Source organism: Corynebacterium sp. BD556 (genome assembly GCF_038452275.1).
In the GTDB taxonomy this organism is placed as follows: Bacteria; Actinomycetota; Actinomycetes; order Mycobacteriales; family Mycobacteriaceae; genus Corynebacterium; species Corynebacterium mayonis.
In genome coordinates this window covers 1342095-1360130 of sequence record NZ_CP141643.1, presented here as the reverse complement: position 1 = coordinate 1360130, position 18036 = coordinate 1342095, and the positions used below count along the sequence as shown (strand labels likewise).

At 59.8% G+C, this 18036-nt stretch carries 17 protein-coding genes and 2 tRNA genes; 9 read left to right on the top strand and 10 right to left on the bottom strand.

Annotated features, from left to right (window positions below; genetic code table 11):
- Positions 1-4 precede the first annotated feature (4 nt).
- Positions 5-403, top strand: a complete 399-nt coding sequence (locus VLL26_RS06355; protein WP_342318298.1) for an acyl-CoA thioesterase — start codon at positions 5-7, stop codon at positions 401-403.
- Positions 393-1025 carry a hypothetical protein gene (locus tag VLL26_RS06350; RefSeq protein WP_342318297.1) on the top strand — a complete coding sequence of 211 codons (633 nt, stop codon included), beginning with the start codon at positions 393-395 and terminating at the stop codon, positions 1023-1025. Before VLL26_RS06355 ends, VLL26_RS06350 begins: the two co-directional genes overlap by 11 nt.
- Positions 1026-1030: 5 nt before the next feature.
- On the opposite strand, the gene VLL26_RS06345 is transcribed toward VLL26_RS06350, so the two are convergent.
- The 4 genes from VLL26_RS06345 to pepN are packed head-to-tail and all read right to left on the bottom strand — an operon-like array spanning position 1031 to position 6334.
- Positions 1031-2335 (bottom strand): D-arabinono-1,4-lactone oxidase, encoded by a 1305-nt coding sequence (locus tag VLL26_RS06345; RefSeq protein ID WP_342318296.1) that lies wholly within the window; start codon positions 2333-2335, stop codon positions 1031-1033.
- On the bottom strand, positions 2332-3525 hold the full coding sequence (locus VLL26_RS06340; protein WP_342318295.1) for an alanine racemase: 1194 nt from the start codon (positions 3523-3525) through the stop codon (positions 2332-2334). Before VLL26_RS06340 ends, VLL26_RS06345 begins: the two co-directional genes overlap by 4 nt.
- A 23-nt stretch (positions 3526-3548) precedes the next feature.
- Complete coding sequence (locus VLL26_RS06335; RefSeq protein ID WP_342318294.1) at positions 3549-3941, bottom strand: globin; 393 nt, start codon at positions 3939-3941, stop codon at positions 3549-3551.
- Positions 3941-6334 carry an aminopeptidase N gene (pepN, locus tag VLL26_RS06330; protein ID WP_342318293.1) on the bottom strand — a complete coding sequence of 798 codons (2394 nt, stop codon included), beginning with the start codon at positions 6332-6334 and terminating at the stop codon, positions 3941-3943. The genes VLL26_RS06335 and pepN overlap by 1 nt, the downstream gene beginning before the upstream one ends.
- 44 nt (positions 6335-6378) lie before the next feature.
- Here pepN and VLL26_RS06325 point away from each other — a divergent pair, with 44 nt between their 5' ends.
- Both VLL26_RS06325 and VLL26_RS06320 read left to right on the top strand, forming a co-directional pair.
- Positions 6379-6999 (top strand): DsbA family protein, encoded by a 621-nt coding sequence (locus VLL26_RS06325; protein ID WP_342318292.1) that lies wholly within the window; start codon positions 6379-6381, stop codon positions 6997-6999.
- A gap of 543 nt (positions 7000-7542) precedes the next feature.
- Entirely contained in the window at positions 7543-8007 is a 465-nt protein-coding gene (locus VLL26_RS06320; protein WP_342318291.1) for a ribose-5-phosphate isomerase, read from the top strand.
- A gap of 69 nt (positions 8008-8076) precedes the next feature.
- Here the strand turns inward: VLL26_RS06320 and VLL26_RS06315 are convergent, their stop codons facing one another.
- From VLL26_RS06315 to VLL26_RS06295, 5 genes are read right to left on the bottom strand one after another with little or no spacing between them, the layout of a single operon-like run.
- A complete protein-coding gene (locus tag VLL26_RS06315; protein ID WP_342318290.1) occupies positions 8077-8907 on the bottom strand; it encodes an aldo/keto reductase in 831 nt (276 codons plus the stop codon).
- Entirely contained in the window at positions 8904-10067 is a 1164-nt protein-coding gene (locus tag VLL26_RS06310) for a cytochrome b/b6 domain-containing protein (protein ID WP_342318289.1), read from the bottom strand. Before VLL26_RS06310 ends, VLL26_RS06315 begins: the two co-directional genes overlap by 4 nt.
- A gap of 17 nt (positions 10068-10084) precedes the next feature.
- Positions 10085-10993 carry an electron transfer flavoprotein subunit alpha/FixB family protein gene (locus VLL26_RS06305; protein WP_342318288.1) on the bottom strand — a complete coding sequence of 303 codons (909 nt, stop codon included), beginning with the start codon at positions 10991-10993 and terminating at the stop codon, positions 10085-10087.
- The gene (locus tag VLL26_RS06300) at positions 10990-11778 is read right to left on the bottom strand and encodes an electron transfer flavoprotein subunit beta/FixA family protein (protein WP_342318287.1); all 789 of its coding nucleotides are present in this window, start codon (positions 11776-11778) and stop codon (positions 10990-10992) included. Before VLL26_RS06300 ends, VLL26_RS06305 begins: the two co-directional genes overlap by 4 nt.
- 59 nt (positions 11779-11837) lie before the next feature.
- On the bottom strand, positions 11838-12521 hold the full coding sequence (locus VLL26_RS06295; protein WP_342320164.1) for a DUF1542 domain-containing protein: 684 nt from the start codon (positions 12519-12521) through the stop codon (positions 11838-11840).
- A 117-nt stretch (positions 12522-12638) separates the two neighbouring features.
- Between VLL26_RS06295 and VLL26_RS06290 the strand changes: the two genes are divergently transcribed.
- Positions 12639-12713 (top strand) — tRNA-Gly (locus tag VLL26_RS06290).
- A 681-nt stretch (positions 12714-13394) separates the two neighbouring features.
- Here the strand turns inward: VLL26_RS06290 and VLL26_RS06285 are convergent.
- Positions 13395-14635, bottom strand: a protein-coding gene (locus VLL26_RS06285) for an IS3 family transposase (protein WP_342318286.1) whose coding sequence is annotated in 2 segments (ribosomal slippage) — positions 13395-14308 and positions 14308-14635 — 1242 coding nt in all. Because the reading frame shifts where the segments join, the coding sequence is not laid out codon by codon here.
- A gap of 255 nt (positions 14636-14890) precedes the next feature.
- Here VLL26_RS06285 and VLL26_RS06280 point away from each other — a divergent pair.
- The 4 genes from VLL26_RS06280 to VLL26_RS06265 all read left to right on the top strand — a co-directional run bounded on the left by VLL26_RS06280 (position 14891) and on the right by VLL26_RS06265 (position 18024).
- Positions 14891-15559, top strand: a complete 669-nt coding sequence (locus VLL26_RS06280) for a hypothetical protein (RefSeq protein ID WP_342318285.1) — start codon at positions 14891-14893, stop codon at positions 15557-15559.
- Positions 15560-15768: 209 nt separating this feature from the next.
- A tRNA-Pro gene (locus VLL26_RS06275) sits at positions 15769-15842 on the top strand.
- A gap of 84 nt (positions 15843-15926) precedes the next feature.
- Entirely contained in the window at positions 15927-17279 is a 1353-nt protein-coding gene (tig, locus tag VLL26_RS06270; protein WP_342318284.1) for a trigger factor, read from the top strand.
- A gap of 160 nt (positions 17280-17439) precedes the next feature.
- Positions 17440-18024: an ATP-dependent Clp protease proteolytic subunit gene (locus VLL26_RS06265; protein WP_342318283.1), complete on the top strand. Its 585-nt coding sequence runs from the start codon at positions 17440-17442 to the stop codon at positions 18022-18024.
- Positions 18025-18036: the final 12 nt, after the last annotated feature.

Genomic DNA, 18036 nt, shown 5'->3' with positions numbered 1-18036 from the left:
TGCCATGGAGAATCTGATTCACGAAATCACTGTCCCCGTCAGGTGGGGTGATGTGGACCGCTTTGGCCACATCAACAACCTCACCTACATTGAGTACGCCCAGGAGGCGCGCATTGCGTTTAGCAATGAGCGCTTCGGCGGCGCCACTGGCCTGCCGGTTTTCGTGCGCCGCGTGGAGGCCGATTACTCCCGGCCGATTTTGCCGGACACCAGCGAGGTGACGGTGCGCACGGAGGTTGCGGAGATCGGCAACACGTCGTTTACCACCCGGCAAAGCATCCTTGATCGGCAGGGCCGGGTGTGCTGCACCGTCACTAGCGTGCTCGTGGTCGTAGACACCGCCACCGCAACTCCGCGCGCGATCACGCAGCGGGAGATGGGGATTCTCGCCAGTGCGAAGTGAGACGCTGCGGGTGTACCGTGGCGGTGCGGGTTTGACCGCGCTCGTTGGGCGCGCCACGGGCCTCGACGCCGCGGCCAGCGCGCGTTTTTCGGTGCTGGGGGAGATGCTTGTCGACGTCTTCGTTACCACTCCTTTTGACTGTGTCGCCTCGCGCCGTGTTGAGGCGATCGCCTCCCGCGACGGCGCGGTAGTCTCAGCGAACGATCTGCTGCGGGCGCTGAAGTCGAACTCCGCCGAGGTGGGCAATCCGCGCGACCCCAACTGGCCGGGTGCCTTGCCGCCGAAGGAAGGGTTCGTCGAACGAGACACCGTCCCGGTCAGTGTGGTGCGCAAACTTGCCGACGACGGGCGCGCCCTCGCCCGCCAGTTTTCTGGCCCTCTTGGCCCGCCAGCGGCCCTTTTGAATCAGACTGTGCTCACGGTGGATGCTGACTCCGTCGACCCAGTGGAGATCCCCATGCGGATGATCTTCACCTGTACCTCACTTGGTTTGATTCCGGGTTTTTCCGCCTCCGTTGATGTGCCGCGCCACCTGCGTGTTGCCACGGCAGGGCGTTGGGTGCGAGTGGATGCGCCTTTCGGCAGCGTCTACCGCTCCACATCCCTGGGTTTATTCGCCTAAAGCCCTTAGCCGAACAAACTTCGCAGGTAGTCGGAGCTGAATCGGCGCTGCGGGTCCATTTCTGCGCGCAAGGCGCAAAACTCGTCGAAGCGCGGATAGAGCGGGGCTAAATCCTCTCCCGTCATGGTGTGCATCTTGCCCCAGTGGGGGCGCCCGCCAGCTTCGCGCAAAATCGCCTCGACAATGGGGAAGTATGTCTGTGGGTTCATCGCGCGCGGCACGTGGAAGGCGATATACATAGATTCGCGTCCCGTGGAGGTAGACAGGGCGATATCGTCGGCTGCTGTGGTGCGCAGTTCAAGGGGAAAGGGGATGAGCCAGCCGCGTCTGTCGATCTCGGTGCGGATGCGGCGGACGGTCGAGGGACCGTCGGCAAGTGGCACAGCGAACTCCATTTCGTGGAAGCGCACCCGGCGAGGCGTTGCAAACACCTCGTGGGCGGGGCAGCGGTAGGTGTTTGCGCCCATCGCGCCGACCGCCACGCCGTTGAAAAAGCCGGTAGTTTTGGGGAAGGCGCGGGACACTGCGAGGGAGGCGGCGAACGCGCCGTTGCCCACGATTTCCTCCTCAATGATCCTGGTCATCCGGCTGCGTTTTTTCGGCTCCCCGCCGGGCGCGGGTTCTGCGGGGCGCAAGCGGGTATTGTTTTTCACCATCGCTTTGTCGGTGTGGGGAAACCAAAAAGCCTCGAAGTGGTCGACAGCCCGGGTTCGTTGTTCCCAGGTGTCTAGGACCTCGTCGATGTCGGCGGTGGCTTCCACCGCGAGTAAGTCGAAGGCGTCGACGCACTGCATTTCCACCTCTACGATCACCCCGAGTGCGCCGAGGGAGACTGTGACCAGGCGCAGCAGGTCAGGGTCGGTGTCGATGGAGTATTCCCGCAGTTGCCCGTGGGCGTCGACAAGCGAAAGGCCCGTGACCGTGCCAGCAAAGCCCGTCCATGCGATGCCGGTGCCGTGGGTGGAGGTGGAAATCGCGCCGGCGAGGGATTGGGTGTTGATGTCTCCTTGGTTGGCCAGCGCAAGCCCGAAAGGAGCGAGCAGCTTCGGCACCTGGTGCAGCCGAGTGCCGGCGAGGAAGCGGACCCGCTTGCGTTCGCGATCCACCTTGACCACTCCGTTAAGGTTATCCAGGCTGAGCATGTGGTGCTCACCGGCGGCACAGGGGCTAAAAGAGTGCGCCGAACCGAAGGGGCGGATGTTTGGCACCGCACTAACCAGGGAGGATACCTCGGCTATGGTGCGCGGGTAGTGAAAGTCGCTGGGGTGGGTCAGCACCGAACCCGACCAGTTACGAAAGCGCCGCTTCATCGCAATGTCCATCCTTTCCCCCGGTACGTGTCCCAGTATTCGTGGTTGCCTTCAGCGTCTACGGCAACCAGTTTGTCCACATGTTCCATCATCTCTCCAGCCTTCGCATGGCGAAACCACACCAGATCACCAATGTCGAGGTTTTTCGCCCCGTGCAGGGGTGTTTGGACCTCCCCGGGGCCTTCGGTTGCGGAAAACCTGAGGCCTTCCGGGTAGACCGGCAACGGCAGGCGGTCTTTCGCGGGAGGGCCGGAGGCGATCCACCCACCGGAGTTGACAGTGGCCCAACCCGGGGCAGGCCGCCGGGAGACTTGGCACGCGAAGAAGGCGGCTGGGACGTGGTCTATATCCGAGAAGTTGTCGAAGATGACCGGGGTGTAGAAACCGGAACCAGCAGAAAGCTCGGTCAGGGAATCGTCCAATGCGCTGACACCGAGGGAGCCGGTGCCGCCGCCGTTGACGAACTCGAGGTCTGCTACCTCGCGGGCGGCGGCGACACAGGCCGCACGGCGTGGCACCAATTCGGCCATTGAAGTCTTTCTGATCCAGCGTTTCACCGCGCCATTGATGCCGGTTTCCGCATCGGCGACGGAGGCAACTTGACCTTCGTAGCCCATCATCCCGACGAGACGTAGCTTGCCGCGGCGCACGATGTGCCGGGCGAAGTCGGCTGTTTGCTCTGGGGTGCGGATGGGGGAGCGCCGCGGCCCGATGGCGGTGCCGGGAAGTTTCAAGGTGCAGTCGATATCTATGGCCACCCGCACCGGTTTGGAGGTGTTTTCGCAGATCAGGTCGAGGTGTGCCGGGTCATCTACCATGACGGTGATGTTTTTGAGGAGTTGGTCGTCTGCACCCAACTCGCGCAGGGCGAGCTTGTTTACGCTCGGGTAGGCAACGAGGATATCGCCAAAGCCAACGCGCACGAGGTTGATGGCTTCCGGCAAGCTGTAGGACAAGATGCCCTGGAAGCCAACGTGGTCGAGGGCGCGCCGCAAAGCGTGTGTGCTACGCAAGGATTTCGAGGCCACGCGGATGGGAAGGCCGAGGGAGCGGGCCTTCATCCGCGCGGCGTTATGGTCGAAGGCCGCGATGTCGACTGCGGCGCACGGGGCAGTCAACTGGCCTGCATCGATGAGCTCGTCGACTGCTTGCATAAGTCGCGGGGTGGGAGCTGGGCATGCTGTGGGCATGCGTACAGATTAGTGGCGGGAAACTACCTTTGTGTCGTTTTCTCTTCCTTGTTGATCATCATGTACGCCACACGCTGCATGTGGTTCCACAGCGCTTCAGCGGCCTCGTCGGGGATGTCGTGCTGGTCGAGGGAGTTTTTCATCATGGCCAGCCAGCGTTCAGCCTCCGGCAACCCGATTTCGAAGGGGAAGTGACGGCGCCGCAGCATCGGCCGGCCGCGCTTGTGTTGGAAAGTGTGGGGCCCTCCCCAGTACTGCACCAAAAACCAGCGCAGGCGGTCCTCGGCGCCTTCCCAATCCTCGTCGGGATACATCGGACCGATCAGATCGTCGGTTTTGACCTGTTCGTAGAACCCGCGGACGAGGCTGCGGAAGAACTCTTCACCGAGCTCGTTGTAAAGGTTCGGCTGCTCCATTATTGGGTGTCCTGTTCGGCGTCGACCTGCCGGTTGCGCAACGAACGCTCAACGCGGTTCTGGCCCTCGGAGAGGATGCGGCGCAGACCGCTCGGCAGGTCCTTTTCCGCAAGCAGCTTGTCGGCCTTTGCCAAGGCAAGCTTGTCGACGTCCCACGACGGGTACAGCCCCTCAAGAAGCTGCTGCGCCATCTCGTTGGTCAACTTGTCCCACAGTTGCCTAGCTATAGCGAAGTATTCGTCGGTCAGGCCTTCCAACCCGTTGTCGTTGAAGCGCAAGCCCTCAATGAGGAATCGGGCTTCAAGGTTGCTGCGCTTAGCGCTGACGATTTCCTCCCACGCCCAGCGCTTGTCCACGGTGGCACGCGCGCGCAGCCTGGACAGTGCGCCTTCAGAGGAGCTGTCCTCCACCTGATCCACCTGCGCGAGATCGCGTTTACCGGCGGAGATCAGCGAGGTCAGCGCCAGCCAACGCACCTCCTTGTTGGCGGAGTCGGCGGCAAGGTTCGCCAGATAGTCCACCGTCTTTTCGTTTGGGGTGAGGCGGGCCAACGCACGGTCGAAGATCACGGCCGGTGCGGTACCGCGGAAGGCCTCGTTGAGCAGGTCCATGCCGGTGTCGCGCCACTGCGGGGAGACGTACTGCTGCAGGGCAAGCGTCGCCTGCGCCACCACACGCTCCATGACGGAGGGCTGGTCCTCCTCGGCGGCGAAGGTAGCCACCAAGCGCACAAATTCACGGGCCGGCAGTTCGCCGTCGCGCACGGACTCCCAGATGCTAGACCAGCAAAGGGTGCGTGCCAGCGGGTCCTCAATGGCGCCGAGGTTGGCGAGGACGAAGTCGCGGTGCTCAGGCGTCAGGCTCATCAAGCAGTAGGTCAGGTCGCGGTCGTTGACCAACGCCAAGTCGTGCGCGACGCCTGCAAATTCGGGGATTTCCGTGCGCTCGCCGGTGATGTCAATTTCGACCTCGTGGGTGCGCTTGACGGTGCCGTCGATAAGCGAGTACAGCCCAACGCCTACGCGGTGGGTGCGTTGCACCTCGGAGTCCTGCACCACGGCAAAGGTGGTGTCGGTGATCTCCGGGCGCAGCCGTGACACGCCCGTGGTGCGCAACCACTGCTCGGACCAATCGGAGAGGTCGCGGCCCGAGGCTTTCTCAAGCGCGCCGAGCAGGTCAGCAAAAGTAGCGTTTCCCCACTTGTGGTTCTGGAAATGCTCGCGCACGCCCGCAAAAAACTCATCTCGGCCCACGTAGGCCTGAAGCTGTTTGAGTACGGAGGCGCCCTTGGCGTAGGTGATGCCGTCGAAGTTTTGCTCAGCGGTCTCGATGTCCGGCGCGTCAGCGGCGATCGGGTGCGTCGACGGAAGTTGATCCTGCTGGTAGGCCCAGGCCTTTTCCACCGCGGCGAAGGTCACCCAGGCATTGGGGTACTCGCCGATTTCAGTTTGGGCGATGGCAGCCGACCAAGTGGCGAAGGACTCGTTGAGCCACAAATCATCCCACCACTGCATGGTGACGAGGTCACCGAACCACATGTGCGCCATCTCGTGGAGGATGGTGTCGTTGCGGCGCTCCATGCGGTGCGGGGTGGGCTCTGAGGTAAACACGTACTCGTCGCGGAAGGTCACCGCTCCGGCGTTTTCCATCGCGCCCATGTTGTACTCGGGGCAGAAGATCTGGTCGTATTTACCGAAGGGGTAGGGCAGGCCGAAGTTGGTGTGGAAGTAGGCGAAACCTTCTTTGGTCTGGCGGAACAAACGCTCGGCGTCGAGGTGCTCCATCAGCGACGCCCGGGCGTAGAGGCCCAACGGGATACGTTTTGCCTCGTCTTCGTAAACGTCGGTGACGAACTCGTATTCGCCGGCGCACACCGCAATCAAGTAAGTCGACAGCGGGTAGTTGATCTTGCACGACCAGGTGTTGCCCACCCGGGTGGCGTCTTCGTTGAGCACCACCACGTACTTCTCAGGCGCGGTGACCGACATCGAATAGGTGGCCTTGATGTCCGGCTGGTCGAAGCAGGCGAAAACCTTCATGGCCATCGCAGGTTCGAACTGGGTATAGAGGTACTCTTTGTCATCCGCCGGGTCGACGAAGCGGTGCAAGCCCTCGCCGGTGTGGCTGTAGGTGATCGTCGCATCCACGACCAGCTCGTGTTCGCCCTGCGTGAGGGTGAGGCTGCGGCCATCGATTGGTGAGCCGTCGAGGGTGGCCGAGAACTCGTCTGCAACGAGGTCGAAGAAAGTCTCGCCGTTATCTGAGGCAAACTTCACCGTCGTTTTTGAAGTGAAGACATCCGGTTTGGTGATGTCCAGCTCCACGTTGTAGTGGACGTCGCGGATCAGTTGTGCTCGTTGTTGCGCGTCGGCGCGCCTCAGGTTTGTCTTCATGCGCCCCAATCTACTCGCCGGAAAAAACGGTTAGTGTTGTTGTCATGACAAACTCATCCCAGGTGACTTTTTGGTTCGATGTGTCCTGCCCGTTTTGCTGGCAGACCTCCCGCTGGATCAAGGAAGTGGAAAAAGTCCGCGATGTCACAGTCGAGTGGGTGCCCATGTCGCTGTCCGTGCTCAACGAGAACGCCGAGATTTCTGAGGGCTACGCACGCATGATGGAGGCAAATTGGGGCCCTGCCCGTGTGTTTGCCAAGGTCAAGCAGGACCACCCCGACAAGGTAGATGAGCTTTATACCGTCATGGGCACCATCATCCACGCTGAAGGAAATGGTGGGCGAAAGGGTTTCGGGGCCTACGACGAGGTCATTGCTCAAGCCCTCGACGCAGTTGGTTTACCGGCATCGCTTGCCGACGTCGCCAACACCGATCAAGTCGACGAAGCTTTGCGTGCCTATCACGCCTCCGCCATGGAACAGGTCGGCGACGAGGTGGGAACCCCGGTGGTCAAACTGGGAGACACCGCCTTTTTCGGCCCCGTGATCACCCGCGTCCCTACCGGCGCGAAGGCGGGCGAGCTGTTCGATCACGCAGTCGGTTTGGCGAGCTTCCCGTACTTCTTCGAGCTGAAGCGTTCACGAACTGAACCTCCACAGGTCTAGGCGTGTGAGCCGCGGGTTGTTTCCGGGGCTAACGCCGCCTCGAGCGCAGTGAAAACGACGGCGCCCCGGCTGTTCGACGGATCGTCCGGCCCGCACCGCCGGAGGGCGACAGGAAACGTCTTAGCATGCTAGATCCCACCCACGAACAACGCAGTTCTAACGCACCGCTTCCCGGGCGATGATCGGGTGCTGATCGTGCGCTGCCTATCCATGCCACACACGGGCTGGCTAGGTGCCAAGCAGTCATGGTGAACTGCCCCCCGTCCTCGGGTCGACAGCGCCGGAGGACGTTTTCGTGGCAGTCAACGAGGCCGCGGCGATTCTCGGAAACCCGGAGGACTTGTCGGTGGAGCGGCTTCGTGAGGATAGGCGGGTGGACGGTGAGACCGCCCTTTGGCCTTGGGCGACGCCTAACCAAAAACCGGCGATTGCGAAGGGGGTTGTACCAACCTCCAGGCACTTGAAGAACAACAACCTCACCTTCGTATACACCCCAGCGCACCAGAAAGCTTCAGCAAAGTGGAGGCGCTTATAGTTAGGTGTATGCGAATTTACCTTGGAGCAGACCACGCCGGATTTGAGCGGAAAAACCAAATTGCGGAACATTTGAAGAAGCAAGGCCACGAAGTCATCGACTGTGGCGCACACGAGTACGATGCCGCCGACGACTACCCGGCCTTTTGCATCGCGGCGGCGGAAAAGACCGTCGCTGATGAGGGCTCGCTAGGTATCGTGCTCGGTGGCTCCGGTAATGGTGAACAGATCGCCGCGAATAAGGTCAAGGGTGCCCGCTGCGCCTTGGCTTGGTCCGAGGAGACCGCCCGCCTTGCCCGCGAGCACAACAATGCCCAGCTCATCGGTATCGGTGGCCGTATGCACACCGAGGAGGAAGCGCTGTGTATCGTCGATGCCTTCATCGACCAAGCATGGAGCCAAGAGGAGCGCCACCAGCGCCGCATCGACATCTTGTCCAAGTACGAGGAAACCGGCATCGCCCCCGAGGCGTAAGTACCAACGCAGCAACACACCGGGAAACACCTCCGGGTTTTGCATGCGGCAAGAGGCAACAAAGGTGCCCTACACCTTCTCGAATTCGTCAGGGTGAGGGCCCTGCCGACCGAACTCCTCCTCGTCTAGGGAAATGATCCGCGTCATTTCTTCGTCGCTAAGCTCGAAGTTGAAGATGTCGAAGTTCTCCCGCATCCTCTCCGGCGAATTCGTCTTGGGAAAGACGATGATGTTGTTTTGGATATGCCAACGCAGCACGACCTGTGCTGGCGTCACGCCGTGGTTTTCGGCGGCGTCGGTGATCTCTGGGTAGTCCTGAAGCTTGTAGAATCCGCCGCCGAGAGGGGCCCAGCCCTCGATGAGGCTGCCGTGGACGCGCATGGCGTCAAGCTCCTTCCAGCGCTGGAACAAGGGGTGCAGCTCCACCTGGTTAACCGCAGGCGTGACATCGGTTTCGCTTTCCAGCTTGGCCAAGTGCGGTAGCTGAAAATTCGAGACACCAATGGAGGTTGTCAGTCCCTGCGCGCGCAGTTCGATGAGCGACTCCCACGCCTGGACATATTTATTCAATCCCGGCCGCGGCCAGTGGATCAGATAAAGGTCGACGCGGTCCAAAGCTAGTTTTTCCAGCGACTCTTTCAGGGCGTTGTCTGCGTCCTCATGGCGGTCGTTCCACAATTTAGTGGTCACGTAGAGCTCATCGCGGGAAACACCAGATGAGGCGATAGCGCGGCCGACGGCCTCCTCGTTGCCGTAGATGTGGGCGGTATCGATGTGTCTGTAGCCAATCTCCAAAGCCTCGGCGACGCGCCTTTCGGCCTGGTCAGGATCGACCCGGAACAGTCCGTAGCCAAGTTGGGGGATGGTGGTGGCGTCGTTAAGCGTGAGGCGGGGAATCAACGGTTGGAAACCTTTCCAGTCAAACTAGCGAGCGGGGCGACCACGGCGGGGCGCGCCGCCCACGCGGCGACCACGATGATGGCGGCGCCAACAAGGAAAAAACCGGCCCCCAGCCACCCCGTACCGTCGTGAGCGGCGAACATAGCGTTGAGGTTTTGGCGCAGGCCCGTCAGCGCCACCAACACCACATGGGCAATGATGAAGCAGACAAAAAACACCATGGTTGGGAAGTGCAGCGCACGGGCGGTCGAAACCTTAATGAACGTAAACCTCTGCGGCCACCACGGGCTCATCCGCAGCCCCGTAAGCGCAGAAATCGGTGCCGCCACGAACACCACCACAAAATAGGTCAGCTCCTGCAAGGCGTTGTAGTGGACCCAACCGTGTTCGGTCGGCCAGTTCATCGACATGTACTGCAGCCCCGCGGACACAGCGTGGGGGATGACCTCGATGCTGGTGGGGACGATGCGCACCCATTGTCCCGTTGCAAACAGCAGGACATAAAAAACCGCGCCGAGAACCAACCAGGCGATGTCCAACATCAGGTGCAGCCACAGCGTTAGCGAGATTTTGCCGCGCGGATTGTTTCGCGGAGTCCAATACGCGGGAGGGCGCTTTTCCCGACGGATCTGAATACCGGTCTTAACGACCAGAGCCATCAGGAACATATTCAAAAAGTGCGCCCAGTTCAGCCACGCCGGCAAACCAATCGGGGTGTTGTCCGGCAGCGGCTGCTTACCGTCGTAAGTGGCGATAAATGCCGTACCCCACTGTGTTCCCAACACGAAACGCGCAAGCAACACTAAGAATCCAAAGATGAAACCGACCCCAATGAACAACCTTACAAGTGTTGCCCATCGGTGTGCCGACTGAGGCTTGGGAACCAACACCTCAGCCGCCGCCGACTGGGGCGCCGAGACCTCACGTGCTTCGAGCGTGTCTGGAACCGAAACCTCGCGTGCTTCGAGCGTGTCTGGAACCAAAATCTCACCAGCCGGCGGCCACGGATCCCCACCCGGGGTGCGGGGCAAACCGCGGCGCAGGGCAACGGAGACCATGTTCTCCTTCTCCTCCTGCTCGACTTCTATGTATGAACCAGCCGGCGGCCACGGATCCCCACCCGGGGTGCGGGGCAAACCGCGACGAAGCAGAACTTGCACGGGACACAAACCTTTCGCTACTTGCGGGCGTTAATCTCGTCAATGAGCTGCGGAACGATATCGAAGATGTCGCCAACAATGCCGAAGTCCGCGATCTCAAAAATCGGCGCATCCGGATCATTGTTGATGGCCACCACAGTCTCGGAGGTCTGCATGCCAACGAGGTGCTGAATCGCGCCCGAAATCCCGACGCCGACGTAAAGCTTTGGGCTGACCAGCACACCAGTCTGGCCGATCTGCGCTTCGTAAGGGGCCTGGCCCTCATCGACGGCGGAGCGGGTAGCGCCGACAGCGGCATTCAGGGCGTCGGCAAGCCCGCCGACAAGCTCCTCGAAACTGTCCTCATCGCCCAAGGAAACACCACCCGCGACAACGCGCTTCGCGCTGACTAGCTCGGGGCGGGTGGAGGTGCGCACAATCGGCTCGGTAGAGACCACTGTGGCCTCACGGCGGCCGGCGGTATCTACTTCGAGATACTCCACGACAGGTGCAGCAAAACTCGCCCGAGTCTCCACCGCGCCGAGGCGCACAGTAATAATTGGGGCAGAGTGCGTGGCCGCCGCCACAGAATTAAAGGCGCCGCCAAAGTTAGAGTGGTCGGTGACAATGCCCTCGGCGTCACGGCGGATGCCGACAACATCAGTCAGTAGCGCACAGCGAGTACGAACCGAGAGACGAGCCGCAACGTCGCGCCCGCGCACGGAGTGAGGAAGAACGACAGCGGCGGGCTGAAGTTTCTTGAAAGCAGCCTCGGTGGCGTCGACAAGCGAAGCCTCCTTTGCGACGAGAACCCGCGGCGCCTCAATCATTTCCGCGCCGGAAGTCGTCACAACGACAGGATCGCCGACGACGGAGGCCGCGCCAATTAACTCTGCAGCATTATCCAAAGCCGGGTCGAGGACAACAAGTACGGGCTGGGAAGTCATGAGCGGCTCCTTGGAAGAAGGTCCCTATCCTGAAGAAAATCGACAAGCGCGGCGGCTGCTGTGGAGTCGCCGTCGATGATCTCACCCCGCTCTCGGGCCGGACGGCGCTCAATGGACACCATGATGGAGCGAGCACGATCCCAATCCTCAGGATCGACCCCGAGCTCAGCCAAGGTGTAGGACTTCAGCTCGTGCTTTTTCGCCGCCATCAGACCCTTGAAGTTAGGGAAGCGGGCATCCGGAAACCCATCCGAGACACCAACCACAGCCGGCAACGTGGCCTCGAGTCGGACAATCTCGCCATCACCTGCCTGAGTGGCGGTAACAGTGGAGCCTTCGACGCTTACCTCAGTGAGGTTGTTCAAAGAGGGATAATTCAACAGTTCGCCGATCAAGGAGGCCATCACGCCACCGCCGCCATCGGAGGAAGCAGCACCGGTGACGACAAGATCATAGTCGTTTTTCTCCACGACCGCGGCCAACACCTCAGCGGTCAAAGTCACATCCGCGCCGATCAACGCATCATCGGAGATGAGGTAGGCCTCGGAAGCGCCCATCGCGATACCTTTGCGGATGCTGGCGGCGGCCGATTCCGGCCCGACGCTAAGTAGCTCGACAACGGCGCCGTCGATGCCCTCGGCAATCCGCAAGGCAGCCTCGACGGCGCGCTCACCGACTTCGTCGGAGACAACATCGCCGGTGCGGTCCGTCAAACCTGTCTCCATACTCATCTCAGGATCGCTGTAGGTATCCGGAACTTCCTTCAACAGCACGCCTATGCGCATCGCAGCTCCTTACAAGCTTTCGTCTTTCAAGACGCCCAGAGTGTACCGCTTCAGCGGTTTTAGAAATCGAATCCCCCAAAATCAAAATCGAAACCGCCGCCGTCATCGCCGCCAAAGTCAACTGCGGGAGTATCCGCCATCCCAGCAAACATTGCGGAGTAGAACATCATTGAGCTTGCTGCCCAGACACCGGTCATCATGGCGGGAGCCCACCACGCGCTGGAGTACCAGCCAGCCGGAACCGGGCGACCAGCCACAGAGCCGCCGGGGTAGTAGTGTGGAGTGCTCTCAGAGGGGTGCGGGGAGGCGGTGATGGTGGAGCCGTCCTCCTGGCGAACAGTACGCGTTTCAGTGACGCGACCGGCGCGGCGCTGGCCTTCCAGCTCCGGCAGCTCAGGGCCTGCGGGCATACCCATGATCTCGCGGGCGGCCTTGACATAATGCAGGCCCTCAAGTGCGGACTCGCGGGCTAGTTCAGCCTGGCGGACAGTGCGGGCCTCGGCGAGTGCCGCGGAGGCAGCGTTGAAACGCTCGCTGGCATCTGCCATTGCCTGCGCGGATGCGGCATCCTTGCCACCCAGACTCAGGACCTGCGAGCCGAGACGGTCGGTCCACCGTTTGGCATCCGCCATCGCGTCGTCGAAGTCGATCTGGCTAAGCTGGCGCCGAGGAGTTTGCTCCCCGCGATTGCTAAGCAAATACATGGCGCCGCCGACAACGGCAATCAATAGCAGGAATGTCAGCACGTCGACCGTGACCCTTTCTTTTCAGTGCGTCTCTACCGACTACAACGGCTGGCGCTGGCGTTTTGTTCCGCCGGGCAAGTGCGTTAGACTCGTGCACAGCATGCGAGCATGCAAGGGAATGTCGTATAGTGGCTAATACCTCAGCCTTCCAAGCTGAAGACGCGGGTTCGATTCCCGTCATTCCCTCCAAGGTCCTCAGTTGCGACATAGTTGACAGCCCAGTTGTTGACAGCCCAGTTGCGACATGGTGGACAATCCGGCGCTGTGGTTGTTGTTTTTCCAGGGACGCCGGTTTTTTGCGGGGGTGGGTCGCCTTGTTGTCAGTGGGCGTTGTCAGTGGGCTGTAGCGCTTGACCTGACAACCATCCCAACCAACGCCCCAGGTACGCAATATCACTATGTGGTGACTTCCAGATATCGTCATTTCCTCCAAGGCCAAAGCTCTCCCTAAGTGTTGTGGTTGTTGGGACGTCCTGTCCGCTTGTGGGCAGCCCCCTATGAGGTCCACACACAGGACCTCGGACCGCTTGGGCAGCGAAGCGTCGAGAGTCAGGCGAACTTGACGGGTTAGCCCTAGGCCGGGGTAGTCAGGTTCGGTTTGAGCAGGCTCGACGTGGATCAGATTCCCTGTGGTGACATCGGCGGCAGTCAACAGGGGCAGCGTGTCATTGTCGCCGTCACAGATGAGTTGCGTGGTTGACGGTTCGTTGAGTTCAGTCGGAGCGACACGCCGGGAGAAAACAGTTCGCACAGTCAGGCTTCGAACGTGGGTTGGTGGACGTTGAGTACAGATGATGCGGCGGACGGTCCAGTTCTACATGGTTAAGGCTGCAAATGAGGGTCTGAACCCCGGAAAGTGGACACGGAGTTTTAATCAGATGCGGTTTTGAGTATAGCTGTTTCGGAAGATTCAAAGGCGTTCGGCGAACGATAGCCGCACCTCGAGTGCAGGCGTTTGGTGTTGTAGCGACTGCACCATTGGAACACGTCCCGGCGACACACCAGCTGACTGGCGAAAACAGGTGCATCTTGAAGGACTTCCCGTTTCAACGTGGCGTTGAACGACTCCGCCAGAGAATTATCCGCGCTGGTACCAATTGCTCCCATCGATTGGGTAACACCGAGACGTTCACATAGTCTTCGGTACCGATCAGAGGTGTATACACTGCCATGATCGGAGTGGAAAATCGCTCCGTCAAGCCCGCCACGGATCCCGTAAGCCATCATCAAAGCCTCTTCAACTAACTCCGTACGCATGTGGACGGCGATCGCGAAACCGGTCAACTGCCGCGAGTAGCAGTCGATGACCGTCGCCAGGTACATATTCGACCCATCTGCAATCGGGAGGTAGGTGATATCGCCGACGTAGACCGTGTTTGGTTTCTCCGCGGTGAAACGGCGTGCGAGCAGATCCGGAAACGTCGGAGCGCGTTTCGCAGACACCGTGGTCTTTACGCGGCGTTTCTTGGTGTAGCCGAACAATTCCATCTGGCGCATCAGCCTGGCGGTGCGCTTGTGATTGAGGCGATCATCGCTGGTCGGATCCGAGTTGATGGCCGCTGTGATGCGTTTCGCCCCGTAACAGCCGTTCTCAGCTGTGAACACGGCCTTGATCCTCGCTCCCAGCGCCGCGTCAGCGACGAGGCGTCGCCGGCGGGCAGGAGCAGCAGATTTCCACTTGTAGTAGGAGGACCGGTTGATCTTCAGGACCTCACATAACCGCTTGACCTCGTAGAAGTCTCGGTAGTCATCAACGAACTGAAAGCGGTTCACCAGTTCGTCTCTTCCGCGAAATATTTGGCCGCCTTGCGCAGGATCTCTCGTTCTTCCCGTAGCGTGGCGTTTTCGCGTTCCAGCATGCGGATGCGTTCGGCATCGGAGAGTCCTTGAGCAGGAGTACGTTCGCTGTTGGCTGCGGCGATCGGGCTGGCGACTTTTTCACCGTTGGCGTTGGTTTTGGTGCCGGTGCCGAAGGCGTCGAGCCAGGTGCGCAGGGAGTTGCGGTTGACCCCGAGATCGGAGGCGATCGCGTTGATCGTGGCTCCAGGGGTCGACTCGTACAACGTCACTGCGTCACGCTTGAACTGCTCGGTGTAGGTCTTGCGTGGCATGGTGGAAAGGTACCTCACTTCCCCAGCGAAATGCTGGTTTCAGCGTGTCCACCACCAAGGGGTCAGGTCCTGAGTTGACTCTTGGTCGGTCTGTCACCTTGTGCAAAGCGGTATGAAGGCTGCTTAATCCGGATGTAGAAGATTTGTTCTTTGGTGTATTGCTTAGCTTTTACTATGGATAAAGCTTCTGATGGTGAGGCTTTCAAAGGCTTTGCTTGATTCCCTTGTTTAGTCAGTGTGGAAGGATGATTGTTTGTGGCTGCTGTGCGGTTGTTTTCTGGGGTTGATGATTGGTTTGCTGAGCGGGGTTTTGTTCGTCACGGGTCGAGGAGTCCGGTGTGGGTGAAGGATTTGCCGCACGGTTTGCAGATGATGTTTGTCGCTGATGCAAACAAGCGTTCCAAAGATGTGTACGAGTCGGCGTTCAATTATTATGCGCGTTTTCCGGCTTTGAAAGGGCTTGAGAGGAAGCTTTTTGCTGACAGTCCTATTCACGGCATGCCGACGGGGTTGTTTACGGCTATTGGGCTGAAGGCTATGTCTCACTCTGATTTGTATCCCTATGGTTACAATCCGTTTGAGGCGTCGGGCAGTGGCCCGTTGTGGGATGAGTTTTTGGTGGTGCTGGGTCCAGCGTTGGTGAAGCTTGAGGAGGAGATTACTCGCCGGCGTGATTTCCGTCGCGATGTCGCCGAAAGTGATGTGTGGGACTTTGATCCGTATCATTTTGCGGATATTTTTGTTGATTTTCATGTGGGGGATTTTGAGCACGCGCGGTATTTGCTGGAGACGACGGATTGGTACAAGAGGTTAAACCCGCAGAACTTCTCGGATGAGCCCGGTGAGCTCCCCATTGGTGAGTTTGTTGACAGGGCTGTTCGCATGTTGGGTGAGTACATTGATACTCATGATCGCCGTAGTTAAGGAGTAATTCACCTGACGTAGCCGATTCGTGCACCCACTTTGTCCGGTTGTGGATCCACGTCGGGCTTTGTATCCGACGTGACCTCCTATGGTTCGTTGGAAGCGGCCTGTTGCGCAGGTCGTTTTTCGTTTTTACCCGCGGATACTCCGTTTGATGGAACCCTATGGATTCCATGTTTGGTTCATGCCGGTAGACTTTCTTAACGCAACGGGGCGTGGCGCAGTTTGGTAGCGCACCTGCTTTGGGAGCAGGGGGTCGCAGGTTCAAATCCTGTCGCCCCGACAAAGGCCAAGGCCCGCTATTGATAGCGGGCCTTGGCTACACATAGGACTTGAAACGAACTCACAAACCTAATGAGGAGTACACGTGAAGACTTCCGTCGATAAGCTCAGCGACACCCGCGTCAAGCTGACCGTCGAGGTGCCGTTCGACGAGCTCGGCAAGGAATTCGACAAGGCCTACGCGGCAATCGCGCAGCAGGTCAACATTCCGGGTTTCCGCCGTGGCAAGGCGCCGCGCAAGCTTATCGACGCCCGCTTCGGCCGGGGCCCCATCCTTGAGCAGGTCGTAAGCGACATGCTGCCGACGCGCTACGAGCAGGCTGTGGAAGAAAACGAGCTCAAACCGATCGGCCAGCCGGAGATCGACGTCACCAAGATTGAGGACAATGACGTCGTTGAGTTCACCGCCGAGGTTGATGTCCGCCCTGAGATTGAAGTCCCGGACTTTTCCAAGATTTCCGTGACCGTTCCGGCTATCACCATCGACGAGGAAGCTGTGAACAAGGAACTTGAGGACCTGCGTTCACGATTCGGTGAGCTCAAGGAGATCAAGCGCAAACTAAAAAACGATGACTTCGCCGTCATTGACCTTAACGTCGAAGTGGATGGTGAGAAGGTTGAGGATGCCTCAACTGAGGCAATGACTTACCAGATCGGTTCCGATGACCTCATTGAAGGCCTCGATGCTGCCCTGCGTGGACTTAAGTCCGAGCAGGACAATGAGTTCACCACCACCCTCGCGCGCGGCGAGTACGAAGGCAAGGAAGCCACCGTCAAGGTTCACGTTCAGCAGACCAAGGAGCGCAAGCTGCCGGAGCTTGACGACGACTTCGCCCAACTCGCCTCCGAGTTCGACACCGTCGAGGAGCTGCGCGAGAATGTCCGCAACCAACTCGAGGAGTCCCTGAAGGCACAGCAAGCTGCCGACATCCGTGACGAGGTACTCAAAGCTGCCCTCGCTACCACCGAGTTTTCCCTGCCGGAGTCCATTGTGGAGGAGCAGGTTCATAACCGTTTGCACCAAATCCTCGGCCAGCTAGCTCACGATGAGAAGGCTCTCGCCCAGCTTCTTGAGGCGCAGGGCACCACCCGCGAGGAGTTCGACAAGGAGTCCCGCGAGCAGGCCGTGGAGTCGGTGCGCACCCAACTGTTTTTGGACGCCGTAGCGGAGCAGGAGCAGCAGGAGGTGACCCAACAGGAGCTGACCGACCACATCCTGTTTACCGCGCAGTCGTACGGCATGGACCCGAACCAGTTCATCGCCCAGTTGCAGCAGTCGGGCCAGATTGCGAATCTCTTTGCTGACGTGCGTCGCGGCAAGTCTTTAGCGGCCGCTATTTCGCGCACTTCCGTCAAGGACGAGGACGGCAAAGAGATCGACCCGAACGATTACTTCGGTGAGATTGAAGAAGAAAACACCGAGGCAGACGAGGATTAATCACCTGATCTACGAGCCCGCCCCGTGGGCTTTGCCTGGGGCGGGCTTTTAGTCTGCGCCTGACACGTACGCCCGTAGCGAACACCCCTTACATCGCCATCATGTGCGAGTAAGGTGGTGGCACTGACTGACAGATTCAATAGTTTTATAAGGAGCCCACATGACTTCACCGCAAGCCGGACTGAACCTCGGCGACTCCGTCTACGAACGCCTGCTGCGCGAGCGCATTATCTTTTTAGGTCAGCAGGTTGACGATGAGATCGCCAACAAACTGTGCGCCCAGATTCTCCTGTTGTCCGCGGAGGATCCAACTCGTGACATTTCGTTGTATATCAACTCCCCGGGCGGATCAGTAACCGCCGGGATGGCAATTTACGACACGATGAAGTACTCGCCGTGTGACATCGCCACCTACGGCATGGGTTTGGCTGCCTCCATGGGACAGTTCTTGCTCTCCGGCGGCACCAAGGGCAAGCGCTTCGCCCTGCCGCACGCCCGAATCATGATGCACCAGCCTTCCGCCGGTGTCGGTGGCACCGCAGCAGATATCGCGATCCAGGCCGAGCAGTTCGCTCAGACTAAGCGCGAGATGGCCGAACTGATTGCGGAGCACACCGGCCAGACCTTCGAGCAGATCACCAAGGACTCCGACCGCGACCGTTGGTTTACGGCCCAGCAGGCCAAGGAGTACGGCATCGTCGACCACGTCATCGAGCACGCGCAGGGCGCGATCTCTAACCAGTAAGAACGAACTCAA

Bases quoted from the DNA above. Each gene is read 5' to 3' on its own strand.
- pepN (WP_342318293.1), bottom strand. From the start codon at position 6,334: ATGAAGACAAACCTGAGGCGCGCCGACGCGCAACAACGAGCACAACTG.
- VLL26_RS06325 (WP_342318292.1), top strand. From the start codon at position 6,379: ATGACAAACTCATCCCAGGTGACTTTTTGGTTCGATGTGTCCTGCCCG.
- VLL26_RS06335 (WP_342318294.1), bottom strand. From the start codon at position 3,941: ATGGAGCAGCCGAACCTTTACAACGAGCTCGGTGAAGAGTTCTTCCGC.
- VLL26_RS06355 (WP_342318298.1), top strand. From the start codon at position 5: ATGGAGAATCTGATTCACGAAATCACTGTCCCCGTCAGGTGGGGTGAT.
- VLL26_RS06305 (WP_342318288.1), bottom strand. From the start codon at position 10,993: ATGACTTCCCAGCCCGTACTTGTTGTCCTCGACCCGGCTTTGGATAAT.
- VLL26_RS06340 (WP_342318295.1), bottom strand. From the start codon at position 3,525: ATGCCCACAGCATGCCCAGCTCCCACCCCGCGACTTATGCAAGCAGTC.
- VLL26_RS06265 (WP_342318283.1), top strand. From the start codon at position 17,440: ATGACTTCACCGCAAGCCGGACTGAACCTCGGCGACTCCGTCTACGAA.
- VLL26_RS06300 (WP_342318287.1), bottom strand. From the start codon at position 11,778: ATGCGCATAGGCGTGCTGTTGAAGGAAGTTCCGGATACCTACAGCGAT.
- VLL26_RS06345 (WP_342318296.1), bottom strand. From the start codon at position 2,335: ATGAAGCGGCGCTTTCGTAACTGGTCGGGTTCGGTGCTGACCCACCCC.
- VLL26_RS06320 (WP_342318291.1), top strand. From the start codon at position 7,543: ATGCGAATTTACCTTGGAGCAGACCACGCCGGATTTGAGCGGAAAAAC.